The organism is Brevundimonas lutea, from assembly GCF_003704105.1.
Lineage (GTDB): Bacteria > Pseudomonadota > Alphaproteobacteria > Caulobacterales > Caulobacteraceae > Brevundimonas > Brevundimonas lutea.
Map to the genome: position 1 here is coordinate 93093 of NZ_QUOQ01000006.1, position 23456 is coordinate 116548.

The 23456-nt window shown below is 67.3% G+C and carries 22 protein-coding genes; 6 read left to right on the forward strand and 16 right to left on the reverse strand.

Annotated elements, in window-relative coordinates; all coding sequences use genetic code 11:
* Nucleotides 1-50: 50 nt before the first annotated feature.
* From EES48_RS11850 to rpmI, 5 genes are all read right to left on the reverse strand, one after another.
* Entirely contained in the window at nt 51-641 is a 591-nt protein-coding gene (locus tag EES48_RS11850) for a helix-turn-helix domain-containing protein (RefSeq protein WP_122467149.1), read from the reverse strand.
* 18 nt (nt 642-659) lie between these two features.
* The gene (locus EES48_RS11855; protein ID WP_122467152.1) at nt 660-1217 is read right to left on the reverse strand and encodes a NifU family protein; all 558 of its coding nucleotides are present in this window, start codon (nt 1215-1217) and stop codon (nt 660-662) included.
* Nucleotides 1218-1259: 42 nt separating this feature from the next.
* Nucleotides 1260-1670: a Co2+/Mg2+ efflux protein ApaG gene (gene apaG / locus EES48_RS11860; RefSeq protein ID WP_122467155.1), complete on the reverse strand. Its 411-nt coding sequence runs from the start codon at nt 1668-1670 to the stop codon at nt 1260-1262.
* Between the two features lie 103 nt (nt 1671-1773).
* Nucleotides 1774-2127, reverse strand: coding sequence for a 50S ribosomal protein L20 (gene rplT, locus EES48_RS11865; RefSeq protein WP_122467158.1), 354 nt, complete (start codon nt 2125-2127; stop codon nt 1774-1776).
* Nucleotides 2128-2238: 111 nt separating this feature from the next.
* Nucleotides 2239-2436 (reverse strand): 50S ribosomal protein L35, encoded by a 198-nt coding sequence (gene rpmI / locus EES48_RS11870; RefSeq protein WP_029416075.1) that lies wholly within the window; start codon nt 2434-2436, stop codon nt 2239-2241.
* Nucleotides 2437-2748: 312 nt separating this feature from the next.
* Here rpmI and EES48_RS11875 point away from each other — a divergent pair, with 312 nt between their 5' ends.
* Nucleotides 2749-4329 (forward strand): response regulator, encoded by a 1581-nt coding sequence (locus tag EES48_RS11875; RefSeq protein ID WP_122467161.1) that lies wholly within the window; start codon nt 2749-2751, stop codon nt 4327-4329.
* Nucleotides 4330-4397: 68 nt separating this feature from the next.
* Here the strand turns inward: EES48_RS11875 and EES48_RS11880 are convergent, their stop codons facing one another.
* The 6 genes from EES48_RS11880 to EES48_RS11905 all read right to left on the reverse strand — a co-directional run bounded on the left by EES48_RS11880 (nt 4398) and on the right by EES48_RS11905 (nt 10856).
* Nucleotides 4398-6323, reverse strand: a complete 1926-nt coding sequence (locus EES48_RS11880) for an alpha/beta hydrolase family protein (protein WP_122467163.1) — start codon at nt 6321-6323, stop codon at nt 4398-4400.
* A gap of 88 nt (nt 6324-6411) precedes the next feature.
* On the reverse strand, nt 6412-6933 hold the full coding sequence (gene infC, locus EES48_RS11885) for a translation initiation factor IF-3 (RefSeq protein ID WP_122467165.1): 522 nt from the start codon (nt 6931-6933) through the stop codon (nt 6412-6414).
* A 149-nt stretch (nt 6934-7082) separates the two neighbouring features.
* Nucleotides 7083-8045 (reverse strand): glycosyltransferase family 9 protein, encoded by a 963-nt coding sequence (locus EES48_RS11890; protein WP_122467168.1) that lies wholly within the window; start codon nt 8043-8045, stop codon nt 7083-7085.
* A gap of 9 nt (nt 8046-8054) precedes the next feature.
* On the reverse strand, nt 8055-8912 hold the full coding sequence (locus tag EES48_RS11895; protein ID WP_122467171.1) for a 3-hydroxybutyrate dehydrogenase: 858 nt from the start codon (nt 8910-8912) through the stop codon (nt 8055-8057).
* A gap of 74 nt (nt 8913-8986) precedes the next feature.
* Complete coding sequence (gene yaaA, locus EES48_RS11900; protein ID WP_122467173.1) at nt 8987-9763, reverse strand: peroxide stress protein YaaA; 777 nt, start codon at nt 9761-9763, stop codon at nt 8987-8989.
* Nucleotides 9764-9845: 82 nt separating this feature from the next.
* Nucleotides 9846-10856 (reverse strand): LacI family DNA-binding transcriptional regulator, encoded by a 1011-nt coding sequence (locus EES48_RS11905; protein WP_122467176.1) that lies wholly within the window; start codon nt 10854-10856, stop codon nt 9846-9848.
* Between the two features lie 140 nt (nt 10857-10996).
* Here EES48_RS11905 and EES48_RS11910 point away from each other — a divergent pair, with 140 nt between their 5' ends.
* Nucleotides 10997-13153 carry a glycoside hydrolase family 97 protein gene (locus EES48_RS11910; protein ID WP_240623338.1) on the forward strand — a complete coding sequence of 719 codons (2157 nt, stop codon included), beginning with the start codon at nt 10997-10999 and terminating at the stop codon, nt 13151-13153.
* A 39-nt stretch (nt 13154-13192) separates the two neighbouring features.
* On the opposite strand, the gene EES48_RS11915 is transcribed toward EES48_RS11910, so the two are convergent.
* The 4 genes from EES48_RS11915 to efp all read right to left on the reverse strand — a co-directional run bounded on the left by EES48_RS11915 (nt 13193) and on the right by efp (nt 15824).
* Nucleotides 13193-13810, reverse strand: coding sequence for a DUF6655 family protein (locus EES48_RS11915; protein WP_122467179.1), 618 nt, complete (start codon nt 13808-13810; stop codon nt 13193-13195).
* A gap of 29 nt (nt 13811-13839) precedes the next feature.
* Nucleotides 13840-14280 (reverse strand): VOC family protein, encoded by a 441-nt coding sequence (locus EES48_RS11920; protein WP_122467181.1) that lies wholly within the window; start codon nt 14278-14280, stop codon nt 13840-13842.
* An 80-nt stretch (nt 14281-14360) separates the two neighbouring features.
* Nucleotides 14361-15164, reverse strand: coding sequence for an inositol monophosphatase family protein (locus tag EES48_RS11925; protein ID WP_122467184.1), 804 nt, complete (start codon nt 15162-15164; stop codon nt 14361-14363).
* A 93-nt stretch (nt 15165-15257) separates the two neighbouring features.
* Complete coding sequence (gene efp / locus EES48_RS11930) at nt 15258-15824, reverse strand: elongation factor P (protein WP_122467186.1); 567 nt, start codon at nt 15822-15824, stop codon at nt 15258-15260.
* A gap of 147 nt (nt 15825-15971) precedes the next feature.
* Here efp and EES48_RS11935 point away from each other — a divergent pair, with 147 nt between their 5' ends.
* Complete coding sequence (locus EES48_RS11935) at nt 15972-18233, forward strand: S9 family peptidase (protein ID WP_122467189.1); 2262 nt, start codon at nt 15972-15974, stop codon at nt 18231-18233.
* Nucleotides 18220-19218, forward strand: a complete 999-nt coding sequence (gene bioB / locus EES48_RS11940; protein WP_240623339.1) for a biotin synthase BioB — start codon at nt 18220-18222, stop codon at nt 19216-19218. The genes EES48_RS11935 and bioB overlap by 14 nt, the downstream gene beginning before the upstream one ends.
* A 6-nt stretch (nt 19219-19224) precedes the next feature.
* On the opposite strand, the gene ligA is transcribed toward bioB, so the two are convergent.
* Nucleotides 19225-21540, reverse strand: coding sequence for an NAD-dependent DNA ligase LigA (ligA, locus tag EES48_RS11945; RefSeq protein ID WP_122467593.1), 2316 nt, complete (start codon nt 21538-21540; stop codon nt 19225-19227).
* A 145-nt stretch (nt 21541-21685) separates the two neighbouring features.
* On the opposite strand from ligA, the gene EES48_RS11950 reads away from it, so the two are divergent.
* Entirely contained in the window at nt 21686-22792 is a 1107-nt protein-coding gene (locus tag EES48_RS11950; RefSeq protein WP_122467191.1) for an acyltransferase family protein, read from the forward strand.
* A 70-nt stretch (nt 22793-22862) separates the two neighbouring features.
* A complete protein-coding gene (locus EES48_RS11955; RefSeq protein WP_122467194.1) occupies nt 22863-23411 on the forward strand; it encodes a CHAP domain-containing protein in 549 nt (182 codons plus the stop codon).
* Nucleotides 23412-23456: the final 45 nt, after the last annotated feature.

A 23456-nucleotide genomic window follows, 5' to 3' on the forward strand; every position in this document is an offset into this window, starting at 1 on the left:
AGTTGAGACAACCCTAGACAACAATCCCCGCGTGTTGCAACGAAAATGTTTCATTTGTCGATGCGCGCGGTTACGGCGCCGAGCCTGACGATGTCGGCGCGTTGCAATAGGCGGTCTTCGGACACCGTCGTCGATGGTCGGATGGCGATCTCGGTGTCCCGCATGTGCTGAACGATCCCGACAACCTGTTCGCCATCGGACAAAACCGCCACCAGACCCTGACCGGCACGGGGCTCGACCCCAAACCGATACTCCAGAACGACGCCGCGGCCGGCCCAGGGTGCGAGCCGATCGTCGGCGAGGGTGAGGCGATGCATATCGGAGGGCTCGACGCCGCTCCAATCTCGGCCGCGGCCCTCGACGCCCCCGGGGCTCGCAGAAGAAGTCGCCACGCCGTTCGGGCTACTCGCCGCCTCCAGCGCCAAAGTCTCGGGGTCGACGCCGAGGGCCGTGGTCAGGCGGCGCTGGACGTCCGGCCGAAACAGACCGGCGCGGCGACCGGACTCATAGGCGCTCCAGCCTTGGCTGGTCATGCCGGCACGCCGACCCGCCTCGGCCTGGCTGAGACCGGCGGCCTGGCGCAGACGAGCCAAGGCGGCGGCCAGCCGGCGGATGTCGTCGTCGCTCTCGAACCGCGCCACGGCCCCTCCCGCCCCCGGTCAGAGGGTCTGCTCAACCCGCGTCACCTCGGGAACATAGTGGCGCATCATGGTCTCGATACCCGACTTGAGCGTGGCGGCCGAGGACGGGCAGCCGGCGCATGCGCCGCGCATGCGCAGATACAGCGCGCCGTCGGCCTCATCGAAGCGGTCGAACTGGATGTCGCCGCCGTCCTGGGCCACCGCCGGGCGGACGCGGGTGTCGAGCAGTTGCTTGATCTCGGCCACCACCTCGCTGTCGGGCTCGGACGACGTCTCGGCTTCACTGCCGGCGCGCATCAGGGCCTGGCCCGATGTGAAGTGGTCCATGACCACGCCCAGGATGGCTGGCTTCAGCCCGCTCCAGTCAGGCCCGTGATCCTGACGGCTGACCGACACATAGTCCTCGCCGAAAAAGACGCCTGTCACACCCTCGATCTGGAACAGGGCTTCGGCCAGGGGCGAGGCGGTCGCCGCGTCGATGTCGGCGAAGTCGCGCGGCTGATCGGGCGAGACCTCGCGGCCCGGCAGGAACTTGACCGTGTTCGGATTGGGCGTCGGCTGGGTCTGAATGAACATGGCGCTCAGATGCGACCTCACGGGGCCCGATGCAATGCCGGGCTAGTTCAGCACCCGCCGCTGGCCCGGCGTTTCCAGCACGAAGGCTGGAATTTCGACCTCGAACGCGCGGCCCTTGGCGTCCTTCATCTGATAGGCCCCGTGCATCGATCCCGACGGCGTGGTGAGCGGGCAGCCCGAGGTGTAGGCGAACCTCTGGCCTGGCCCCAGCACGGGCGTCTCGCCGATCACGCCAGGCCCGGCGACCTCTTCGACCTTGCCGGCGGCGTCGGTGATGATCCAGCGGCGCGACACCAGCTGCACTGTCTCTTCGCCCCGGTTCTCGATCTCCACCCGGTAGGCCCAGACCCACTGCCCCGGTCCGGACCGGTCCGCCAGAAAACGCGGCCGCACGCGCACGCGGATGCCCTTGGTCTCGGCTTCATATCGGGAATCGGGGCGGGCGTCGGTCATCGCCGCTGAGGTGTCACGGGCGTTGGTGCGTCGCAAGGGTCGGACGTGAAAACGCCCGCCGGAAACCGACGGGCGTTTTGAGTTCAGGCGTTTGGTCCTGCGATCAGGCCAGGGCGGCGCGAACCTTGTCGGCCACGGCCTTGAAGCCGGTTTCGTCGGCGGCGATGGCGGCCAGAACCTTGCGGTCCAGCTCGATGCCGGCCTTGCCCAGGCCGTGCATGAACTGGGAGTAGGTGAAGCCTTCGGCGCGGGCGGCGGCGTTGATGCGCTGGATCCACAGGGCGCGGAAGTTGCGCTTCTTCACGCGGCGGTCGCGATAGGCGTACTGCCCGGCGCGATCGACGGCGGCCTTGGCGGTGCGGATGGTGTTCTTGCGGCGGCCGTAGAAGCCCTTGGCCTGCTTCAGGACCTTCTTGTGCTTGGCGTGGGAGGTGACCCCCCGGGTGACGCGAGCCATGATGTGTCTCTTCGAGAAGAGCCCCTAACGTTCGCCGCGCGGCGGCTCACTGCATGAGGGGCTGATGTTCAAACTGATGTGCGGTTGATGATCGATCCTGCCGTGCGCCGATCAGGCGTAGGGCATGTAGGACTTGATCTTCTTGGCGTCGGCGTCGGCCATGACCGAGGTGCCGCGGTTCTGGCGGATGTACTTGGAATTGTGGCTGATCAGGCGGTGACGCTTGCCCGCCACGCCAGCCTTCACTTTTCCAGTCGCCGTCAGTTTGAAGCGCTTCTTGGCGCCCGACTTCGTCTTCAGCTTCGGCATTTTTCACTCTCTCTGGTGGGCTACCGTCCTGTCGGACTGCTAGAGCCCGAGGAGCGGAGCGCTGTTTAGGATCGCCCAGGCATGCCTGTTCGCCCGGCGATCCGGTCTACGCGAAGGCGGGGCTTCTAGAGTAAGCGAAGAGAATTGGCAAGCGCGAACCGACCCAGGGCCCGCCGCGGCGCTTCGCCCAAAATAATCCGTAACCGGCGGAATCGTCACGGAAACTTCGCGAAATCGTCTCGCGCGGAGAAAGCCGTCGTTAAGCTCCGACCCCGCTAATCGCACCGAACCAGGCGATTAGGGGGATGTGGGGTGCCGAAGATCGGGGAATTCATCGCGCGTCTGGAGCCGGTCACCCCGTCGACGCCCGGCGCCGAGGTCTATGATCGATTTCTGACCGAGCCCAACACCTTGGCCATCGCCGTGGTCGACGACGACCTGCGGCCGGTCGGATTGATCGAGCGCAACGCCTTCATCCTCAAGATGGCGGCCGAGTTCGGACGCGCCCTTTACGCTCGCAGGCCGATCGCCACCCTGATGGACGACGCCCCGGCCCTGGCCGACGCGGACGCCGAGGCCGACCTCTTCTTCGACGAGAGCGGGCAGGCCGACTTCGCCGACCTTCTGCACGGGTTCATCGCCGTACGCGACGGCCGCTATGTGGGCATCGGAACGGCGCTTCAGATCCTCCAGGCCGGCAGCGCTCTTCATCGCCAGCGCGTACAGGCGATGAGCCGACTGAACGCCGACTTGGCCGAGGCCGAGGCCAAGGCCCGCGCTTCAAGCCGGGCCAAGTCCGAGTTCCTAGCCGTCATGAGCCATGAAATCCGCACGCCCCTGAACGGCGTGCTCGGCGTGGCTCAGCTGATCGAAAAGAAGCTCGAGCAGGACGAGCTTCGTCCCTATGTCCAGACGGTGATTGAGTCCGGCGAGAGCCTGCTACGCCTCCTGAACGACGCGCTCGATCTGTCGCGAGCCGAGGCGCGCGGCATCGAACTGGACCCCGCGCCCTTCGCGCTTGATGAACTGGGTCGGGACCTGGAGTGTCTGTGGCGCCCGCGCGCGGAGGAAAAGAACATCACCCTGTCCGTGAGGGTCGAGTCCGATCAGGAGACTCGACTGGTCGGTGACGCCGTTCGGCTGAAGCAGGTATTGAACAATCTGGTCGGCAACGCCCTGAAGTTCACGATGGCTGGGTCGGTGACGGCGCGTCTGCGGGTCGAGGATACGGCCGAAGGAATCCGTCTCCATGGCGAGGTCGCCGACACCGGGCCGGGCATTCCCAGGAATCAGGTCGAACACATCTTCGAGCCATTCCGCACCGGTGAGGCCAAGCGTGGCGGCGCCGGCCTGGGTCTGGCGATCTGTCGGCAGATCGTGGAGTCCATGGGCGGCACGCTGGCGCTGGCGCCGCCTGAGCTGGGGCAAGGCGCGGTGTTTCGCTTTGCCGTCACCCTGGAGCGGGCGGACGAGGGCCACGACCGGACCATGGCCGAGCCCACGCCGCACGACACGCTGCATATTCTGGTCGTCGACGACAACGCGACGAACCGCTTTGTCGCGGCAAAGCTGCTCGAGACATTCGGGTGCTCCAGCGAGACCGCCGAGAATGGCGCCGAGGCCGTGGAGGTGGGGCGGGCAAGCCGCTTCGATCTCATCCTGATGGATATCAAGATGCCGGTGATGGGCGGGGTCGAGGCCACGAGATGCCTGCGCGCGGCGGGATACGCCGGCCCCATCGTCGCGCTGACCGCCAACGCCGATGAAGCCGACCAGCGGACTTATCTGGCAGCCGGCATGGACAGCGTCGTCGCCAAGCCCATCCGCCCAGACCTGCTGCTCGACGCCATCCGCCGGGCGATGACCCCCGTCGCAGCGGCGTCGGCGGCCTGACAACGGAAAACATGTCATAGCCGACCCGTAGTGAGCCTTCGATCCGCCGACAGAGCTCGACCGTGCGGTCAGTTCGGTGGGTTGTAACGGTCGAGAAACGCTATGGTCTCGTTCAGCATGCGAAGACGGGTGTCCGAGCGCGACAGCCAGTGATCCTCGCCGTCCAGCTCCACGATCTCGACCGGTTTGCCTGCAATCCTCAGGGCCTGGGCCATGACCCGGCTCTGCTCGATCGGCACCACCGTGTCGTCGCGGCCGTGGATCAGCAACATGGGCGCATCGGCCTGGGCCGCCACCTTCGCCGGCGATCGGGCGTCGAGCGAGCGGTCGCCCAGCCGTTCGGCCCCCATGAAGCGGTTCCAATAGCGGACGGTCTCGTTGTCGCGATGCTCGCGCACACGGGCCTCGTCGTTCACCATGCGGCGAAGGTCGGACACCCCGTTCACCGAGACCGCGCAGCGATAGACGCCGGGATCCAGTGTCGGCCCGGCCATGGCCGCGTAGCCGCCGTAACTGGCGCCCATGATGCACACCCGCGCTGGGTCTATCACACCGTCGGCCGCGAGCCGCCGGACGCCGTCCGACAGGTCGGTCTGCATCTTGCGGCCCCACTCCGCGTAGCCCGCCTCCATGAAGTCGTCGCCATAACCTGTCGAGCCGCGGAAATTTGGCTGAAGCACCGCGTATCCGCGTGAGGCGATCGCCTGCGCCCACCAGTCGAAACTGAGCGTGTCGTGCGACGCCGGCCCGCCATGCACGAGCACCACAAGCGGCAGGTTCCGCGCGCCGCTCTCGCCCGGGGGCAGGGTGAGGTAGCCCGGTATCTCGAGCCCATCGGCCGCATTGTAACTAAAGGAGCGAATCGACCCCACGCTCTCGGGGGCGATGTCCGGATAGGCCGATCCGATTTCGTTCAAGGCGACGGAGTCGAGGTCGAGCAGATAATAGGTGCCCGAGTCGCCCGCCCCGCTGGTGAACAGGATGGCCTGGCGAAGATCGTCGCTCCAGCTGACGATAGTCGGCGACTTGTCGGCCAGAACACCTTCGGCATGCTTCCAAAGACGATCGGCGTCCGTGTCTGTGAACAGGTAGCTGCGACGATCGTCGTCGATCCGCTCAGCGCCGATGAGGCGACCCGTCAGCGGATGGAAGACGAGAGAGTCGGGCTCGAACTCGAAATCCAGCGGTCGCCACTCGCCTGAGCTCAAGCGGACATCGAATACGCGGGTGCTTTTCGAGCCGGCGTCATCGAGGTCTGGGCGATCGGCCGCCACGATCACGCTGTCGCCGCCGGGGCCAAGTCCCACCAGCGAAGGAACGTCGATTGGCGCGTTCGTACGCCAGACCTGGCGATACGCGCCGCCGTCAGAACGCACGCGAAGCGTCCACTCACCGCTGCGGCTGTTGTACTCGCCGCGCGCCGACGTGCGATCAGCCATCGGATCGAAGACGAAGTCATCGACGTCCGGAAACATGATTTCGGCCAAGCGGCCTCGTCCTGTCTCAGGATCGACCCGGTACAGATCGACCCGCTCGGGATGCTGGGTCGAGAAGGCGCGGACCAGCAGTTGAGGATCGCCCTGCGCGGTGCTGACGTATACCCGGCTCATCAGGACGGGAAGCGTGCCGCGCATATTGGCCAGCATCTGCGTCACCCGGCCGGACCCCACGTCGAAAATCTGACCCGCAGTCATCTCGCTGTCGTCGATACCGAGATGGCGCGCCGCAGCTGTCTGTGTGCTGATGACCAGAACGCGATCCTCGCCGATCCAACGGAGACCGCGCATCTTGATCGCGCCGATATCGACGTTGCTAAGTGAAGTGCCTGCCTTGAGGTCGACCAAGACGAGGCGTCGCTGCTCGCCGGATACGCCGATGAAGGCGACGCGGTCGCCGGATGGCGACAGCTCGACAAGTTCCAAAGACGGCAGGGCGCCGTAGGCTCTGAGGGGAGGCGGTTCGACCGCCTGGGCGGTCGCGAGACCCGGCGCCATGAGTACGGTCGCCGCGATTAACGCGGAGAGCAGACGCAGCGCGGAACGGTGACCTGGCATTGTCCTCCCCCGAGGTTATCCTGGCGGTCTACCTCGGCGCCAGGATCATGATCATCTGCCGCCCTTCCATGCGAGGGGCGTATTCGACCTTGGCGACCTCGTCGAAGTCGGCCTGAACCTTATTCAGCAGCTTCATGCCCAGCTCGGGGTGGGCCATCTCGCGACCGCGGAAGCGCAGGGTGACCTTCACCTTGTCGCCCTCGTCGAAGAAGCGGTGCATGGCCTTGGCCTTCACCTCGTAGTCATGGGTGTCGATGTTCGGACGGAGCTTGATCTCTTTCAGCTCGACGATTTTTTGGCGCTTGCGCTGCTCGGCCTTCTTCTTCTGCTCCTGGAACCGGAATTTACCGTAGTCCAGAATCTTGCAGACGGGCGGCTCGGAATTGGAGACGATCTCCACCAGGTCCAGGCCTGCCTCCTCGGCGGCCTCAAGCGCTGCGGAGGTGGGCATCACCCCCTGCTTCTCGCCGTTCTGATCGATCAGCAGAACGCGCGGGGCGCGGATATCCTGGTTCATGGGCGGCCCGTCCTTGACGGGCGGCTGGTTCATCTGACGGCGAATGGGCGTCGTTTCCTTCAGGTGGATGGGTCGTCTGGTCGGCTGGGACAGGGCTGGCCGAAACCCGCTTCGCGTGACAAAGCGCGCGACCGGCCGGACGCGTTCCAGGTCCGACTATATGCGCTCACGGGGCCGTGACATCAAGCGGGGCGGGCGGTCGCGCCTGCGTATCGGTCATGAAGGGCGATGACGGCGTCGAACACATGGTCGACCGTCAGGTCCTCGATTGGCGCGAACTGACCACGCGTCTCGTTGGAAGCGACGGTCGCCGTCCTCGGGCCCCAGGGACCGTAGAGCCACCATTCGGTGGGCCCAAACAGACCCAGTGTCGGACGGCCGGCGGCGGCAGCGACGTGCATCAGGCCGGAGTCGTTGCCGACGAACAGGGCCGCCCGATCAATGGCGGCGGCGGATGCCAGTATGTCGCCCTTGCCGACGAAATCGATGCCGCGCAGTCCGGCGGCCTCCAGCGCAGGGGTCGCCGGCGGTCGGTCGCCGGGCCCGCCGACGGGCATGAACCGCCAGCCCCCGAAGCGCGGCTCGGCCTTCAGCCGCGCGACCAGTTGGCCCCAGCGATCGGCCGGCCAGCTCTTGCCCGGCTGATGGGCGATGGGCGCCAGGGCCAGGATCGGTCCGGGCCCGGCGCGGGCCGTCAGCTGCGGGTCGATCACGGCGGCCGCCTCGGCGCGAGCCTGATCGTCGAGGAAGATTTCGGGCGCGAGGGGCGTCTCGGACCCCATCAGCCGCGAGACCATCTCGACCTTCCTCAGGCCCGTCTCCCAGCGGCGATTGTAGATGCGGCGGTCGCGGGCCCGCAGCGCGTAGGCCAGGGCCGAGCCGCGGATGTCGACCACCATGTCCCAGCGGGTGTCTCGCACCTGACCCCACAGGTCGAACCAGTGGCCAGCCAGCTTCTTCTTGTCGAGGATGATCACGCGCCCAACGCCTGGTGCGGATCGGAACAACGGCGCGGGCGGGCGACCGCAGGCCACGGTGATCTCGGCGCCGGGGAGGAGGCGGCCGATCTCGCGGATCACGCCCGAGGAGATGACGCAGTCGCCGATGCGATTGGAGCTGACGAACAGGGCCTTTGGCGCGGTCATCGCCGGGGCCTACTCCGCCGTCCAGCCGCCGTCGATGGAGAAACAGGCGCCGTTGGCCGAAGCGCCGAGGTCCGACACCAGATAGAGGTAGATACCCGCCAGCTCGTCGGTGGTCACGAACCGCTTGGTCGGCTGCTTCTTCAGGATGACTTCGTCCAGCACCCGCTCCTTGGAAATGCCATGCGTCCGGGCCTGGTCGGCGATCTGCTGCTCCACGATCGGCGTCTCGACGAAGCCGGGGCAGATGGCGTTGCAGGTGATGTTGTCGCGCGCCAGCTCCAGCGCCACCGTCTTGGTCAGGCCGACGACGCCGTGCTTGGCCGCGACATAGGCCGACTTGAATGGACTGGCGACCAGGCCGTGGGCCGAGGCGACATTGACGATCCGGCCACGCCCCTGGGCCTTCATGATCGGCACCGCCGCGCGGGTGGCGTAGAAGGCCGAGGACAGGTTGATGGCGATGATCCGCTCCCACTGGTCGGTGGGAAATTTCTCGATCGCCTCGACGTGCTGCACCCCGGCGTTGTTGACCAGGATATCCAGCCGGCCGAGCTGATGCTTGGCGAAGGCGACCAGATCGGCGACCTCGTCGCCGTTTCTCATGTCGGCGCCGTGGTAGCGGACGCGCACCCCGCACGAAGCTTCCAGCCCGGCGCGGACCCGCTCGATCTCGGCCGGGTCGCCGAGACCATTCATCACCACATCGGCGCCGCGCGCCGCGGTGGCCTTGGCCAGGGCCAGGCCGATGCCGGAGGTTGATCCCGAGATCACCGCCACCTGGCCGGACAGGTCCTGCGGGTCGCGCCGAACGGGGCGGGTGTCGTCCGTGGCGGGCTGTTTCGGATCGTTTTTCTGCCAGGGGAACATGGGGTCTCGTCTCACGAAATCAGGCGTCGCGCCGACCCTAGCCCGACCCGCCGGTCATGGCGACAGATGGGCGATCAGGAATTCCCGCGACGGGTGAAGATCCACTCGTGATCGCTGGAGGCGTCCGGCTGGAATCCGTAGCCGTCGACATCGAAACCCTTCAGAGTGTCCCTGTCCTCGACCCGGTTCTGGATCGCCCAGCGCGCCATCAGGCCGCGCGCCTTCTTGGCGAAGAAGGAGATGATGCGGCTGTCGCCCGTCTCGTCGGCCTCACGGAACTGGATGGTCAGCACCGGCAATTTGAGCGCCCTGGCGTCGACGGCGCCGAAATATTCCTGGCTCGCCAGATTGACCAGGGTCTTGTCCGCATGGCCACGCGCGTCGCCAGTCAGCCGCTCGGCGATCTTGCCGTCCCAGAAATCATACAGGGTGGCGCCGCGCTCGGTGCGGAGGCGGGAGCCCATCTCCAGCCGATAGGGCTGGATCCGGTCCAGCGGCCGCAGCAGGCCATAGAGACCCGACAGAATCCGCAGCCGGCCCTGGGCCCAGTCCAGATCCTCGGCGGTCAGATCGCGCGCCGCGAGACCCTGATAGACGTCGCCGGCGAAGGCGAAGGCGGCCGGCATCTGATCCTTGCGGCGCAGCGGGTTGAACGCCTTGAACCGCTGAAAATTCAGCTCCGCCAGGTCGTCGGAGATCGACATCAGCCGCTTCAGATCCGCACGCGTCTGGCGCCGCGCCACCTCGACCAGTTCGGTGGTGTCCGTGTCGAAACGCGGACGGGTGGCGGCGACCTCGACGGACGGCGGAGAGAAGTCCAGCCGCTTGGCCGGGGAAATCACAAACAGCAATCGACCATACCCGACCTGGGGCCCCCTCGCTTACGGCGGGGACAGATAGGGCGATTGGCGGGCGGAATGAAGGGCGGTGCGATCAGCCGCCGCAGCTCTCACGTACGATCAGGTCGGTGGGCACGCGTTCCGAACTCATCGCCCCCTCGCCGCCGTGATCCAGTAGCTTGGAGACCAGCAGCCGCCCGGCGCGCGACACATCTTGGGCGACCGTGGTCAGAGCCGGGCTCGAGTAGCGGGCGAAGGGCACGTTGTCATAGCCGATCACCGAGACGTCGCTCGGCACCTTGCGGCCGGACCGCTTGAGGGCGCGGATAGCGCCTAGCGCAATCAGGTCAGAGGCGGCGACCACGCCGTCGAACTCAACCCCCTTGCGGATCAGAGCGTCGACCGAGGCCTCGGCGCTCTCGACCTCGAAATGGGCCGGGACCGACAGGTCGGGGTCGGGCGTCAGGCCGGCCTGGACCAGTCCCGCCTGATAGCCCCGCCAGCGCTGCTCGGCTTCCGGCGGTTCGGTGTCGCCGAGAAAGGCGATGCGCTTTCTGCCGAGACGCGCCAGATGCAGCGCCGCACGCCGTCCGCCCAGCAGGTTGTCGGAGCCGATGCAGCAATAGTTCTGGCCCGGCAACTGCGCCCCCCAGACGGCGAAGCGGTGCTCGGTTTCGGCCAGACGGTTGAGATGGGGGTGCAGGTCGGCCTGACCGAGGAAGATCACGCCTTCGGCGCGAAGCGTGCTCATCAGGTCCTTGAGGTCCTCATAGGACATCGGCGCGACATGGCTGACGGTGAAGTCGCAGTCGCGCTGGCGCGCCGCCTCGCCGACGCCGGCGAACAGTTCCAGGAAAAAGGGGTCCGACAGCCAGCCCTCGCGACCCTGGGGCTGGGGCACCACAACAGCGATGGTCGGGGTCTCGCTAGGGGCGGCGGCCATGTAGCGGCGGAAGGGATAGTCGTGCTCGCGCGCCAGCGCCCAGACCTTTTCCTTGGTGCGCTGGTTGATCGAGGGGCTGTCATTCAGCGCGCGTGACACGGTCGAAATCGACACGCCCGCGAGCGTCGCCAGATCCTCCAGTCGTGTGGTGCGTCGCGCCAAGCCGGTCCCCGTTCGCGCCTCGGACCGCTCGGTTCCAGCGCAAATTTTGTTGCAAAAGTTTCGAACCCTCTAGTCCATGCCCCGCGCGATTTGGCAAGAAGGGTTCAAGCCACAATCAAAACACAATGGGAGACGCCGCCGTGACCTTCAGAATGACAGCGCCTGGCCTCAGGCTCACCACCGCTCTGGCCGGGGTCTTGGCGCTGTCGGCGGCCCCCGCGCTTGCTCAGGAAACGACGACCCAGACCACGACGGTTCAGTCCGACGCGCCGCGCACCGAGTCTGAGGTCAGCCAGACCCCGGCCGCCCCGGCCCCGGCGCCGGTGGCCCGCGTCCAGTCGCCCAATGGCGTGCTGTCACTGGAGGCCTCTCTGACCGGCGAGGGCCGGCCGCTTTATCGCCTGATGCGGCAGGGTACGCCGGTGCTGACCGACAGCCGCCTGGGCTTCCTGCTGGCCGACGCGCCCAAGCTGGAGCGCAACTTCACCATCGCGGCTCAAGCGACCTCCTCGCACGACGACACCTGGGAGCAGCCCTGGGGCGAGCGCCAGTTCGTGCGCAATCGCTACAACGAGCTGCGCGTCACCTTCGCGGAGACCAAGGCGCCGGGCGGCCGCCAGTTCGACGTAGTCTTCCGCCTCTATGACGACGGCCTCGGCTTCCGCTACGAATTCACCGAAAATCAGGGCGAAATGCGCATCGCCGACGAGTTGACCGAGTTCAATCTGGCCTCGGACGGCGAGGCCTGGTGGATCCCGGCCGGGGAATGGAACCGGTACGAGTACCTGTATCAGAAGACCCCGATCTCCAGCGTCGGCCGGGCCCACACGCCGATCACGGTCAAGCTCGACTCCGGTCTGCACATCGCCTTCCATGAGGCGGCGCTGGTCGACTATTCCGGCATGTGGCTGCGGCGGACCGAGACCACGGGCTTCCGCGCCCAGTTGGCGCCCGGCGCCAACGGCGCGCCGGCGGTGGTGCGCACCGGACCCTTCACCACCCCATGGCGGACGCTGCAGATCGCCGACAACGCCCCCGGACTCTACATGTCCGACCTGATCCTGAACCTGAACGAGCCCAACGCCTTGGGCGACGTCGACTGGGTCGAGCCGTTCAAATATGTCGGCATCTGGTGGGGCATGCATCTGGGCACATGGTCCTGGGCCTCCGGTCCGATCCACGGCGCCACCACAGAGAACGTCCAGCGCTACATCGACTTCGCGGCCAAACACGACATTCGCGGCGTGCTTGTCGAGGGATGGAACGTCGGCTGGGATGGGGACTGGTTCGGCTCGGGCGCCGATATGGACTTCGACCAGCCCTATCCCGACTTCGACATGGAGTATCTGACCAACTACGCTCAGGAGCGGGGCGTGCGGCTGGTCGGGCACCACGAGACGGGGGGCAACGCCGCCCACTACGAGCGCCAGCTCGAAGACGCCATGGCCTATTACCAGGCGAACGGCGTCGACGCGGTCAAGACGGGTTATGTCGCCGACGCCGGCCAGGCCCAGGTGTTGACCTCGGACGGGACGGTGGCCTGGGGCTGGCACGACGGCCAGGAGATGGTGCGCCACCATCTGCGCGTGGTCGAGGTCGCCGCCCGCCACGAGATCGCGGTCAATCCGCACGAACCGGTCAAGGACACCGGCCTGCGCCGGACCTATCCCAACTGGGTGTCGCGTGAGGGCGCGCGGGGGCTGGAATACGCGGCGTGGGGCCAGCCGCCCAACCCGCCCGAGCATGAGGCCAATCTGGTCTTCACCCGCATGCTGTCGGGGCCGTTCGACTTCACGCCCGGCATCTTTCGCATGAACACCAATCCGGGTTCGGGCGTGCAGACCACCCTGGCCAAGCAGCTGGCCGACTATGTGGTGATCTACAGCCCCATCCAGATGCTGGCCGATCTGGTCGAGCACTATGAGGCCAATCCGGAGCCCTTCCAGTTCATCAAGGACGTGCCGACCGACTGGGCCGACACGCGGGTGCTGTCGGGCGAGATCGGCGATTACGTGGTCATGGCGCGCAAGGATCGCGACAGCGACGACTGGTACATCGGCGCCGTGTCGGACGAGTTCGGCCGCGTGCTGCCGGCCAGTCTGTCGTTCCTGGACGAGGGCCGCCGCTACACCGCCCAGATCTATCGCGACGGGCCGACGGCGGACTGGCAGGCCAATCCCTATGACATCGTCATCGAGGAGCGCACGGTGACCGCCGGCGACACTCTGGACCTGCAGTTGGCTCCCGGTGGCGGTCAGGCCATCCGCTTCGTGCCGCAAGGCCGCGCGCGGCGGTGATCTGAGCAGGAGGCGGGCCTGCGGTCCGCCTCCAGTTCCTTAGAACTCGCGCCAGCTGTCGCCCGGATCACGTTCGCCGGGGGTGGCCGACTGCTGGCCCCAGGTGACCATCATCAGCATGCGGTGGCTGCGGATGCGGTATTCGCCGATCATGGGAGCGACCGCGCCAAGGGGCTCGCCGGTCTGGGCGTCATAGACGAAGCCGGAGAACTCGGCGACGCCGACCCGGTCGCGGCGGCTGTAGAGGCTGAGCTCCGGGATGCTGACGAAGTTCAGCGACTCGACCGGCACGGTCATGGCCGGCAGACCGACCAACCGACGCATCTGCTCCAGCGAAAGGGCGCCGGCTCGGATCTCGAAGATCACATCGGCCTGGTTGCGGTCGCGGGCCAGCCGGTAACCGGCCTCGGACAGGGACTCTCGAATGGCGCTGACGGCGTAGGGCGAGGCCTCGGCGCGGAAATAGCTGTCGTCGATGAACACCCGCTTGCCCGGCTCGACCGGCAGGACCAGCCCCTCGACGGCCTTCTCGGACGCGCGCGAGACCAGCAGCTGTTCGGTGGCGGTGCGCGACGGATAGGTCTCGGTGGTCGAGGCGCAGGCGGCCAGGGTCGCGGCGGCGGCGGCGGCGGCGAGAGGAAGAAAGGCGCGGGTCATCACGGCGGGGGCGTGTCCTCGGGTTTCGCTCACCACGCCCCGGTGTTGGGCATGGAGGCCCAGGGTTCGGCCGGGGCCAGGGCCTCGCCTTCCTGGAGCAGTTCGATGGAGATGCCGTCCGGGGAGCGGACGAAGGCCATGTAACCGTCGCGCGGCGGACGGCTGATGACAACCCCGCCGTCCATCAGCCGCCGACAGGCGGCGTAGATGTCGTCGACCTTGTAGGCGAGGTGGCCGAAATTCCGACCGCCGTCGTAGGCTTCCGGATCCCAGTTGTACGTCAACTCGACTTCCGGCGATCGCTCGGCGGCCGAACGCGCCTTGTCCGCCGGCGCCGCCAGGAAGATCAGGGTGAACCGACCCTTCTCATTGTCCATACGACGGACTTCTTCCAGCCCCAGCAGGTCGCAGTAGAAGCGCAACGAGGCGTCGATGTCCGAGACCCGGACCATGGTGTGAAGATAGCGCATGGGAGGCTCCGTGATCGCGGCCCTGACCCGCGAGAGGCCTCACTTGAGGCATGACTTCGGCCACAGCATGGCCACACGGCTCAGCCGATCAGGGCCTTGCGCACCAGCGGCTGGATGTCGGGATTGCCGACGACGATCTGGGCCCCCGTTCTGACGTCGCCATCTCGGTCGATGGTCGAGACCACGCCGCCGGCCTCGGTGATCATCAGCAGACCCGCCGCCACATCCCAGGGATTGAGATTGCGTTCCCAGAAGGCGTCGTAGCGACCCATGGCGGTCCAGGCGAGATCGAGCGACGCCGAGCCGAAGCGGCGGATCCCGGCGACGCGCTGGGCCACGGCGTGCACGTCCTTGATGGCTTGGCCATGACCGGTCTTCCCCAGGAACGGAAGGCCGGTCGCCACCAGACTGTCGGCCAGATCCTTGCGGCCCGAGACCCGGATGCGCTTGTCGTTCAGATAGGCGCCCTTGCCCTTCTCGGCCCAGAACATCTCGTTGGTGACGGGATTGTAGGTCACCCCGGCGACGATCTCCGACGAGCCGTCGGGGGCCCGCCGCTCCAGCGCCAGATTGATGGCGAAGTGAGGGATGGCGTGCATGAAGTTGGTGGTGCCGTCGATCGGATCGACGATCCAGGTGTGTGACTTGTCCGTCCCCTCGACCATGCCGCGCTCCTCGCCCAGGAAGCCATAGCCGGGGCGCGACTTGGCCAGCAGTTCGAACAGGGTCTGCTCGGCCTTGATGTCGGCGGCCGTCACGAAATCGGCCGGGCCCTTGCGAGACACCTGCAGTTCGGTGACCTCGCCGAAGTCGCGCATCATAGGCCGCGCGGTCTTGCGAACCGCGTCCATCATGACCTGCAGCAGGGCGGAAGAGAGAGCCATCGTCAAATCTCCTGGTCCGCATGTCCTCGAAAGGCCGATAGCCCGGGCATGCGGAGAAGTTCGGTTTCCGCCCGGGATCGGGCCAGGGTGTCCTTAGTCGGCGCGGCGGACGTACTCGCCGGTCGAGGTGTCGACGACGATCTTCTCACCGGCCGACATATAGGGCGGGATCATGATGCGAACGCCGTTGGAGGCGGTCGCCGGCTTGTACGACGACGACGCGGTCTGACCCTTCACGGTCGGCTCGGTCTCGGCGACCTCGAGGACGACCTGGTCGGGCAGGCTGAGGCCGATCGGGCGCTCCTCGTGGCTCTCGATTACCACCTTCATGCCCTCCTGCAGATAGGGGATGCGGTCTTCGCCTACCCAGTCCTTCTGCAGTTCGATCTGCTCGTAGTTCTCGTCGTTCATGAACACCAGCGTGTCGCCGCCGTCATACAGATAGCTGTAGTCCCGCTGCTCCAACGTCACCCGCTCGACCTTGTCTTCCGAACGGAAGCGCTCGGCCAGCTTGTTGCCCGTCTCCAGGTTCTTGGCTTCGACGTTGGCGAAGGCGCCGCCCTTGCCGGGCTTGACGTGGCTGGCCTTGGTGACGACCCAAAGGCCGCCGTTGTGCTGCAGGACCATGCCGGGCTTGATGGTGTTGCCGTTGATTTTCATCGGGATCGCGGGGGCTGGCGCGGGCGCTATTCGACACGCGCGCGGATAGGGAATTGCGGGCGCGACCCCTAGAGGAACAGCGGCCTTCGGGCAAGGCGCGGCGATCCGGCAGGTGACGCCGGCGCGGAGGCTCGCTAGCTTGGCCGCATGCGCAAGATGACCTCGGCTCTGACAGCCGCCTCCGCCCTCTCCCTGATCGCCGGGTCGGCCTTGGCCCAGACCGGGACGGCCGCCGATCCCGCGATCCTGACCCCTGAACGCGTCTTCGCCGATCCCAGCCTGGCCGGGCCGGTGGCGCGGGGCGTCACCCTGTCGCCGGACGGGGAACTGGTCGCCTTCCTCCGCTCGCGTGAGGACGACGTGAATGTGCTGGACCTGTGGGCCGCGCCGACCGGCCAGGGCGAACCGACCAAGCTGATCGACGCCCGCGCCCTGGTGCCCGACGAAGGCGAACTGTCGGAGGCCGAGACGGCTCGCCGTGAGCGCATGCGCATCTCCCAAAGCGGGGTGGTGGAGTATTCCTGGGACCAGCAGGGCCGCTACATCCTGGCGCCGATCGGCGGTGACATCTTCCTGGCGACGCGCGCCGACGGGTCGGTGCGGCGCCTGACCGAGACCGAGGCCGATGAGATCGACGCCAAGGTCTCGCCCCAGGGCAATTACGTCAGCTTCGTCCGCGACCAGGATCTGGTGGTGCTCGACCTGGCGACTGGAACCGAGACCCCGATCACCAATGACGGCGATGGCGTCATCACCTGGGCCACTGCGGAATTCATCGCCCAGGAGGAGATGGACCGCGACACCGGCTACTGGTGGAGCCCCAACGAGCGCTTCATCGCCCTGCAGCGCACCGACGAGAGCCCGGTCGCCGTCATCCCGCGGCTGGACATCTCCGGTGAGGGATCGACGACGATCGACCAGCGCTATCCCCGCGCCGGAGAGGCCAATGCGGTGGTCGAGCTCTATGTTCGCGACCTGCGCTCGGGCGACCGGGTCAAGGTCGACCTGGGCGACAACACCGACATCTATCTGGCCCGGGTGGACTGGAGCGCGGACGGCGACACCCTCTATGTCCAGCGCCAGTCGCGCGATCAGAAGCGGCTCGACCTGCTGGCGGTCGATCCGACCACAGGCCAGGGTCGGGTCATCGCCACCCAGCGCGACCGCGCCTGGGTCGAGCTGACCCACGACTTCAAGGCGCTGCAGGATGGCCGGTTCATCTGGTCGTCGGAAGAGGACGGTTGGCGTCACCTCTATCTGCATGACGCCAACGGCCGGGTGGTTCACCAGATCACCGAGGGCGACTGGCCGGTCAAGGCGCTGGAAGGCGTCAACGAGGAGACCGGCGAGGTCTTCTTCACCGCCTCAATGCGCGATGGCCGAGAGATGCCCACCGAACAGCAGTTGTTCCGCGTGTCACTGGAAGGTCGCGCCGCCCCGGTAGCGGTGACGCCGGAGGGCGGCTGGTGGTCAGCCAGCATGAACCGGCCGGGCACCGCCTTCGTCGGCGGCTACACCGATCTGGAGACGCCCGCCCGCACCGGCCTGTATCAGGCCGACGGAACCTTCGTGCGCTGGATCGAGGAGAACCGGCTGGATGAGACCCATCCGTTCTGGCCCTATGTCTCGCGTCGGCCCGACGTCGAGTTCGGCACGTTGGAGAGCCACGGTGAGGAGCTGGTCTGGATGATGGCCAAGCCGCCGGGCTTCGACCCGTCGCGGCAGTATCCGGTGGTGATGCAGGTTTATGGGGGGCCGTCTGGCGGGGGCGTCAAGAACGCCTGGCTGCCGCCGACGACCCAGCTGCTGACCGAGGCCGGGTATGTCGTCTTCCGTTTGGATAATCGCGGCGAAGGTTACCGCTCGGCGGCCTTCAAGCGGGCGCTGTATCACCGCATGGGCGTGCCTGAGGTCGAGGATCAGGTGCTGGCCGCGAACTGGCTGCGTGACCAGCCCTATGTTGACGACAGCCGCATGTCGGCGATGGGCTGGAGCTACGGCGGCTTCATGGCCCTGCACATGCTGACCGAACCGGGCATGGCCCTGACCTCGGCCATCTCGGGCGCGCCGGTGACCGACTGGAGCCTGTATGACACCCACTACACCGAACGGTTCATGGGCAAGCCTCAGGAGAACGCCGAGGGCTACGCCCGCTCAGACGTGGTCGATCGCCTAGACCAACTCACCGGGCGGCTGTTGCTGCTGCACGGCATGGCCGACGACAACGTCATCTTCGAGAACGCCACTCGCGTGATCGACGCGCTTCAGGAAGACTCCGTGCCTTTCGAGATGATGCTCTATCCCGGCCAGCGGCACGGCGTGCGCGGCAACCCGCGCCAGCTGCAGCAGTGGCGCACCTATCTCGACTTCCTGGACCGCACGATCGGTGAGCGCCGTGTCGCCGACTGATCCCGCCCAGCCGCGCCACGACTGGACGCTCGCCGAGGTCGAGGGTCTGTTTGCGCGACCCTTCATGGAGCTGGTGTTCGAGGCGGCAAGCACGCACCGGCGGTGGTTCGACCCATCGGAAATCCAGAAGGCGCAGCTGCTGTCGATCAAGACAGGCGGATGCGCCGAGAATTGCGGCTACTGCTCCCAGTCGGCCCACTTCAGGACAGGGGTGAAGGCCGAAAAGCTGATGGACGCCGAGGCGGTGCTCGCCGAGGCCCGCGCCGCGCGTGACGGCGGCGCCGACCGGTTCTGCATGGGCGCGGCGTGGCGCGAGCTTAAGGATCGCGACACACCCAGGCTGACGGCCATGATCGCCGGGGTGAAGGCCCTGGGTCTGGAGACCTGCGCCACCCTGGGAATGCTGACCGCCGATCAGGCGCGGCAGCTGAAAGCCGCCGGCCTCGACTTCTACAACCACAACCTCGACACCGGACCGGAATATTACGCCGAGGTGGTGACCACCCGGACCTACCAGGACCGGCTCGACACCCTGGACCATGTCCGGGCGGCGGGGATGAAGACCTGCTGCGGCGGCATCGTCGGCATGGGTGAGAGTCGCCGTGACCGCGCCGGCCTGCTGCACGCCCTGGCCACCTTGCCGGTTCACCCGGACAGCCTGCCGGTCAACGCCCTGGCGCCCGTGGCCGGCACCCCTCTGGGTGACCGGGCGGGCGCATCCCCCACCATCGATCCGATCGAGTTCGTGCGCACCGTGGCGGTGGCTCGTCTGGTCTGTCCGCGCTCGGTGGTTCGGCTGTCGGCCGGGCGCGAGTCGATGAGCGTGGAGACACAGGCGCTGTGCTTCCTGGCTGGTGCCAATTCCATCTTCGTCGGCGGCAAGTTGCTGACCGCGCCCAACGCGGGAGAGGACGCGGACACAGCCCTGTTCGCGCAACTGGACCTCAGGCCGATGATCGCCGACCGTGAGGACGCCGCCGCCTGATCGGCCTCAGCCGCCAATCAGGTCCAGCCACGCCTCCTCGGTCAGCACTGTGACGCCGTGCTTTTCGGCGTCGGCCAGTTTAGATCCCGCGCCGGGACCGGCCACGACATAATCGGTCTTCTTCGACACCGAGCCCGAAACCTTGGCGCCCAGGCTTTCGGCGCGGGCCTTGGCCTCGTCTCTGGTGAAGCGCTCCAGACTGCCGGTGAACACCACCGTCTTGCCGCTGACCGGGCTGTCGGCCTGGGGGCGTTCGGCGTCCTCGATGGTCTTCAGTTCGGCGACCAGGGTCTCGACCACCGCGCGGTTGTGCGGCTCGTGGAAGAATTCGGCGATGGCGCGTGCGGCCACCGGGCCGACCCCAGCCACTCCGGCGATCCGGTTCAACGTCGGGTGCGGCCCATCCTCGCGCGCCACGCGCGTCAGCTCGACGATCCCGGCCCACTCGGAGGCCAGCGCAGCCAGCCCACGCCGGGCAGGGGCGGCGAGACCGGGAAAGGCGAGGGCGATCTTCTGATCCAGCGGCGCGTCGGGCCAGGGGTCCGTCGCGGGCGGCGTCGCCTCGGCCAGGATGGCCATGACGCGCGGCGACACCGCATGGGTTTCAGACAGGCGCGACCATTCGGGCGACGGCACGCCCTCGGACGCCTCCAGCGCGGCGGCATGGAAGCTTTTCCAGTCGCCGAATTCGCGGGCCAGCAGCAGCGAGGTCTGTTCGCCGATCTCGCGAATGCCCAGGGCGAAGATCAGCCGTTCCAGGGCGATAACGCGCCGGGCCTCGATGCCGGCGACCAGGTTACGGACGCTCAAGTCGCCATAGCCGTCCTCGGTCCGCAGTTCGTCCAGCCGCGCCTCGTCCTTCGCCAGGCGGAAGATGTCGGCCGGCTCCTTGAGCCAGCTGCGCTGGTGAAAGGCGATCAGTTGTTTTTCGCCCAGGCCCTCGATGTCGAAGGCGCGGCGAGACACGAAATGCTTCAGCCGCTCGACGATCTGGGCGTCGCAGATCAGGCCGCCGGTGCAGCGCCGCCGCGCCTCGCCCTCCTCGCGCACGGCCTCGGAGCCGCACACCGGGCATTCAGTGGGAAACACATAGGCCGGGCCACGATCCGGGCGGTCGGCGTCAACCACGCCGACGATCTGCGGAATCACATCGCCGGCGCGTTGCAGGGTGACGGTGTCGCCGACGCGGACGTCCTTGCGCGCGATCTCGTCCTCATTGTGCAGGGTGGCGTTCCTGACCACCACGCCGCCGACGGTGACCGGATGCAGCCGCGCCACCGGCGTCAGGCTGCCGGTGCGGCCGACCTGGATGTCGATACCCTCAAGCACGGTGGTGGCCTGCTGGGCGGCGAACTTGTGGGCGATGGCCCAGCGCGGGCTGCGGGCGACAAAGCCCAAGCGCTTCTGCCAGTCCAGCCGATCGACCTTGTAGACCACCCCGTCGATGTCATAGCCCAGCGCCGCCCGGTCGCGCTCCAGTCCGCGATAGATGGCGATCAACCCTTCCGCGTCCTCGACACGCTCGGCACGGTCATTGACCGGGAAACCCCAGTCGCGAAGCTTTTGCAGAGCCCCCCATTGAGTCTCAGCGAAATCGTCCGAAGATTCGCCCCAAGCGTAGGCGAAAAAGCGCAGGGGGCGCGCCCGGCTGATCTCCGGGTTCTTCTGGCGCAGCGACCCGGCTGCGAAGTTCCGGGGGTTGGCGTAGGTCCGCGACCCCGCCTCCACCGCCGCCTGGTTGAAGGCCTCGAAGTCGGCGTTCGAGACATAGACCTCGCCGCGCACCTCGATCATCTCGGGCCAGCCCTTGCCCGACAGTCGTTCGGGAATCTCGTCGAGGGTGCGCAGATTGGCGGTGACATCCTCGCCGGTCCGGCCGTCGCCGCGCGTTGCGCCGCGCACCAGCACGCCGCTCTCATAGCGCAGGCTGGCCGACAGGCCGTCGATCTTGGGCTCGGCCACGAAGGCCACCGGCTCCTCGGTCGGCAGTTTCAGGAACCGCGCCACCCGGGCCGCGAAGTCACGCGCCTCGCCCTCGTCAAAGGCGTTGTCGAGCGACAGCATCGGCACGCCGTGGCGGACCGGCGCAAACTGGGTCGAGGGCGCGGCGCCGATCTGTTTCGCCGGGCCATCGGCCGCCGCCAGGGTCGGATGAGCGGCCTCCAGGTCGAGCAGTTCGCGGCGCAATGCGTCGTAGTCGGCGTCGGAAATCTCCGGCGCGTCCTCGGCGTGATAAAGGGCGTCGTGGCGGGCGATCTCGGCGGCCAGCTCCGCGTGGCGATCGCGGGCCTGGGGCTCGGTCAGGGGTTTCGGCTCAGCCATGTGGCGATCTAGCGCGGCGGCGCCCGCACGAGCCAGCGCAAAGAGGATGTCGTTCGGCACGGGCCTTGCTCGTTTTTCTGCGCGTCCCTTTACGGCCCCGAAAGCACGACGGGGTTATGCGGGGCGCGAGCAGAAGGCCGAACACATGAATCCGCCCGCCCCCGCCCATCTGAAGCCCCTGACCTCCATGCGATTCCTCGCCGCCCTTTGGGTGGTGTTCTACGCCTGGTGGCCGAACCTGGACACGAGCTGGACCTCGGGCCTGGTGCAGAAGGGCTATCTGGGGGTCGAGCTGTTCTTCGTGCTGTCGGGCTTCATCCTGTGCCACGTCTATCTGGCGGCGGCCGAGGAGGGACGGTTCCGCTATGGATCCTTTCTGTGGGCGCGGTTGGCGCGGGTCTGGCCGCTGCATCTGGCCACACTGTTCGGGGTCATCGCCCTGGGGCTCGCGGCCGCCTTCGCCGGCATGGACGTCGCGGGCGGTCTGATCGACTGGATGGCCCTGCCGGCGCATCTGACCATGACCCATGCCTGGGGCTTCAGCCCCTCGGCCGCCTTCAACCATCCGTCATGGTCGGTGTCGGCGGAGTGGTTCGCCTATCTGTCCTTTCCCGCCTTCGCGGCCGTGGCCATGCGCGTCGCCGGGCGGCCGCGCCTGGCGCTGGGCGCCGCGACCCTGGCGCTGATGGCCACCTATGCGGTGTTCGAGGCGGTGGCCGGTTTCGCCCTGACCGCCGCCACCTTCCAGTGGGGCGCGCTCAGGATCGTGCCCTGCTTCCTGCTGGGTTGTTTCGCCTATCTGATTCACCGCCGGGGACCGATGCCGCGTTCCGGCGCGGCAGCCTTGCTCCTGACCGGGTGCATCGCGCTGGCGGCGCTCGGCGGGCTGTGGGACGGGATCATCGTCGCCCTGTTCGCCCCGCTGATCCTGGCCCTGGCCAGCCTCGACGACGGCCGCGCCGGCGTTATGGAGTCCAGGCCCGCCGTCTATCTCGGTGAGGTCAGCTACGCCGTCTATATGGTCGCCATTCCCTGGCAGCTGGTGGCGGTGAATTTGGCCGAGAGGATGGGGTTCGGCGTTGACGGACGACTTCACATTCTTGTGTGGAGCGCGCTGGTCGCGGCCATCGTGCCGGTGGCCATGGTGGCCCATCATCTGGTCGAACGCCCGGCCCGTCGGTGGATGCGGGGAATGGAAAGCCGCCGGGCGTTGCGATCGCAGCCGGGAAACATCGCGCAACAGTCCGTGTAAACGGCTCTTCAACACCTCGGAATCATGGTGTACGCCTTAGCCCACGCGTTTGTAGTCGGGGAACGGCGTAATGATGAAACGGCTCACGGCCGCATTGGTTGCGGCGACACTTGGTTTGTCCATCGTCGCCGCCCCTCAGACCGCCAGAGCCGACGACCCGTACTGGCAGTGCGTGACCTTCGCCCGCATGCTGTCGGGCATCCAGATCTTCGGCGACGCCTGGACCTGGTGGCGGCAGGCGGTCGACAAGTTCCGCACCGGCGACGCGCCTGAACAGGGCTCGGTTCTGGTGTTCCAGCCCTCGGGTCGGATGAGCCGGGGCCACGTCGCCGTCGTCTCCGACATCCTGACCGACCGGGTGATCCGCGTCACCCACGCCAACTGGGGCGGCAGCCGCGGCAAGGTCGAGGAAAACGTCACCGTGGTCGATGTCTCCGGGTCCGGCGACTGGAGCCAGGTCAAGGTCTGGTACAGCCCCATCCGCGACCTGGGCACCAGCGTCTATCCGACCTATGGCTTCGTCTACAAGAACGCGGCCGAGGCTGGCCAGCAGGTCGGTGAAGGCGCCCTGCGCCTGGCTCAGGGCGGTGGTTCGGCCGTCGCCGGCGGAGCCCGCTGAGAGTCCCAACTGTCTGAAATCCCGCCGCGCCGGCCTTTCATCCGA

Coding starts and splice junctions, on each gene's coding strand:
- EES48_RS11855 (WP_122467152.1), bottom strand. CDS start 1,217: ATGTTCATTCAGACCCAGCCGACGCCCAATCCGAACACGGTCAAGTTC.
- apaG (WP_122467155.1), bottom strand. CDS start 1,670: ATGACCGACGCCCGCCCCGATTCCCGATATGAAGCCGAGACCAAGGGC.
- rplT (WP_122467158.1), bottom strand. CDS start 2,127: ATGGCTCGCGTCACCCGGGGGGTCACCTCCCACGCCAAGCACAAGAAG.
- rpmI (WP_029416075.1), bottom strand. CDS start 2,436: ATGCCGAAGCTGAAGACGAAGTCGGGCGCCAAGAAGCGCTTCAAACTG.
- EES48_RS11880 (WP_122467163.1), bottom strand. CDS start 6,323: ATGGCGCCGGGTCTCGCGACCGCCCAGGCGGTCGAACCGCCTCCCCTC.
- infC (WP_122467165.1), bottom strand. CDS start 6,933: ATGAACCAGCCGCCCGTCAAGGACGGGCCGCCCATGAACCAGGATATC.
- EES48_RS11890 (WP_122467168.1), bottom strand. CDS start 8,045: ATGACCGCGCCAAAGGCCCTGTTCGTCAGCTCCAATCGCATCGGCGAC.
- EES48_RS11895 (WP_122467171.1), bottom strand. CDS start 8,912: ATGTTCCCCTGGCAGAAAAACGATCCGAAACAGCCCGCCACGGACGAC.
- EES48_RS11915 (WP_122467179.1), bottom strand. CDS start 13,810: ATGACCCGCGCCTTTCTTCCTCTCGCCGCCGCCGCCGCCGCCGCGACC.
- EES48_RS11920 (WP_122467181.1), bottom strand. CDS start 14,280: ATGCGCTATCTTCACACCATGGTCCGGGTCTCGGACATCGACGCCTCG.
- EES48_RS11925 (WP_122467184.1), bottom strand. CDS start 15,164: ATGGCTCTCTCTTCCGCCCTGCTGCAGGTCATGATGGACGCGGTTCGC.
- efp (WP_122467186.1), bottom strand. CDS start 15,824: ATGAAAATCAACGGCAACACCATCAAGCCCGGCATGGTCCTGCAGCAC.
- EES48_RS11935 (WP_122467189.1), top strand. CDS start 15,972: ATGCGCAAGATGACCTCGGCTCTGACAGCCGCCTCCGCCCTCTCCCTG.
- ligA (WP_122467593.1), bottom strand. CDS start 21,540: ATGGCTGAGCCGAAACCCCTGACCGAGCCCCAGGCCCGCGATCGCCAC.
- EES48_RS11950 (WP_122467191.1), top strand. CDS start 21,686: ATGAATCCGCCCGCCCCCGCCCATCTGAAGCCCCTGACCTCCATGCGA.
- EES48_RS11955 (WP_122467194.1), top strand. CDS start 22,863: ATGATGAAACGGCTCACGGCCGCATTGGTTGCGGCGACACTTGGTTTG.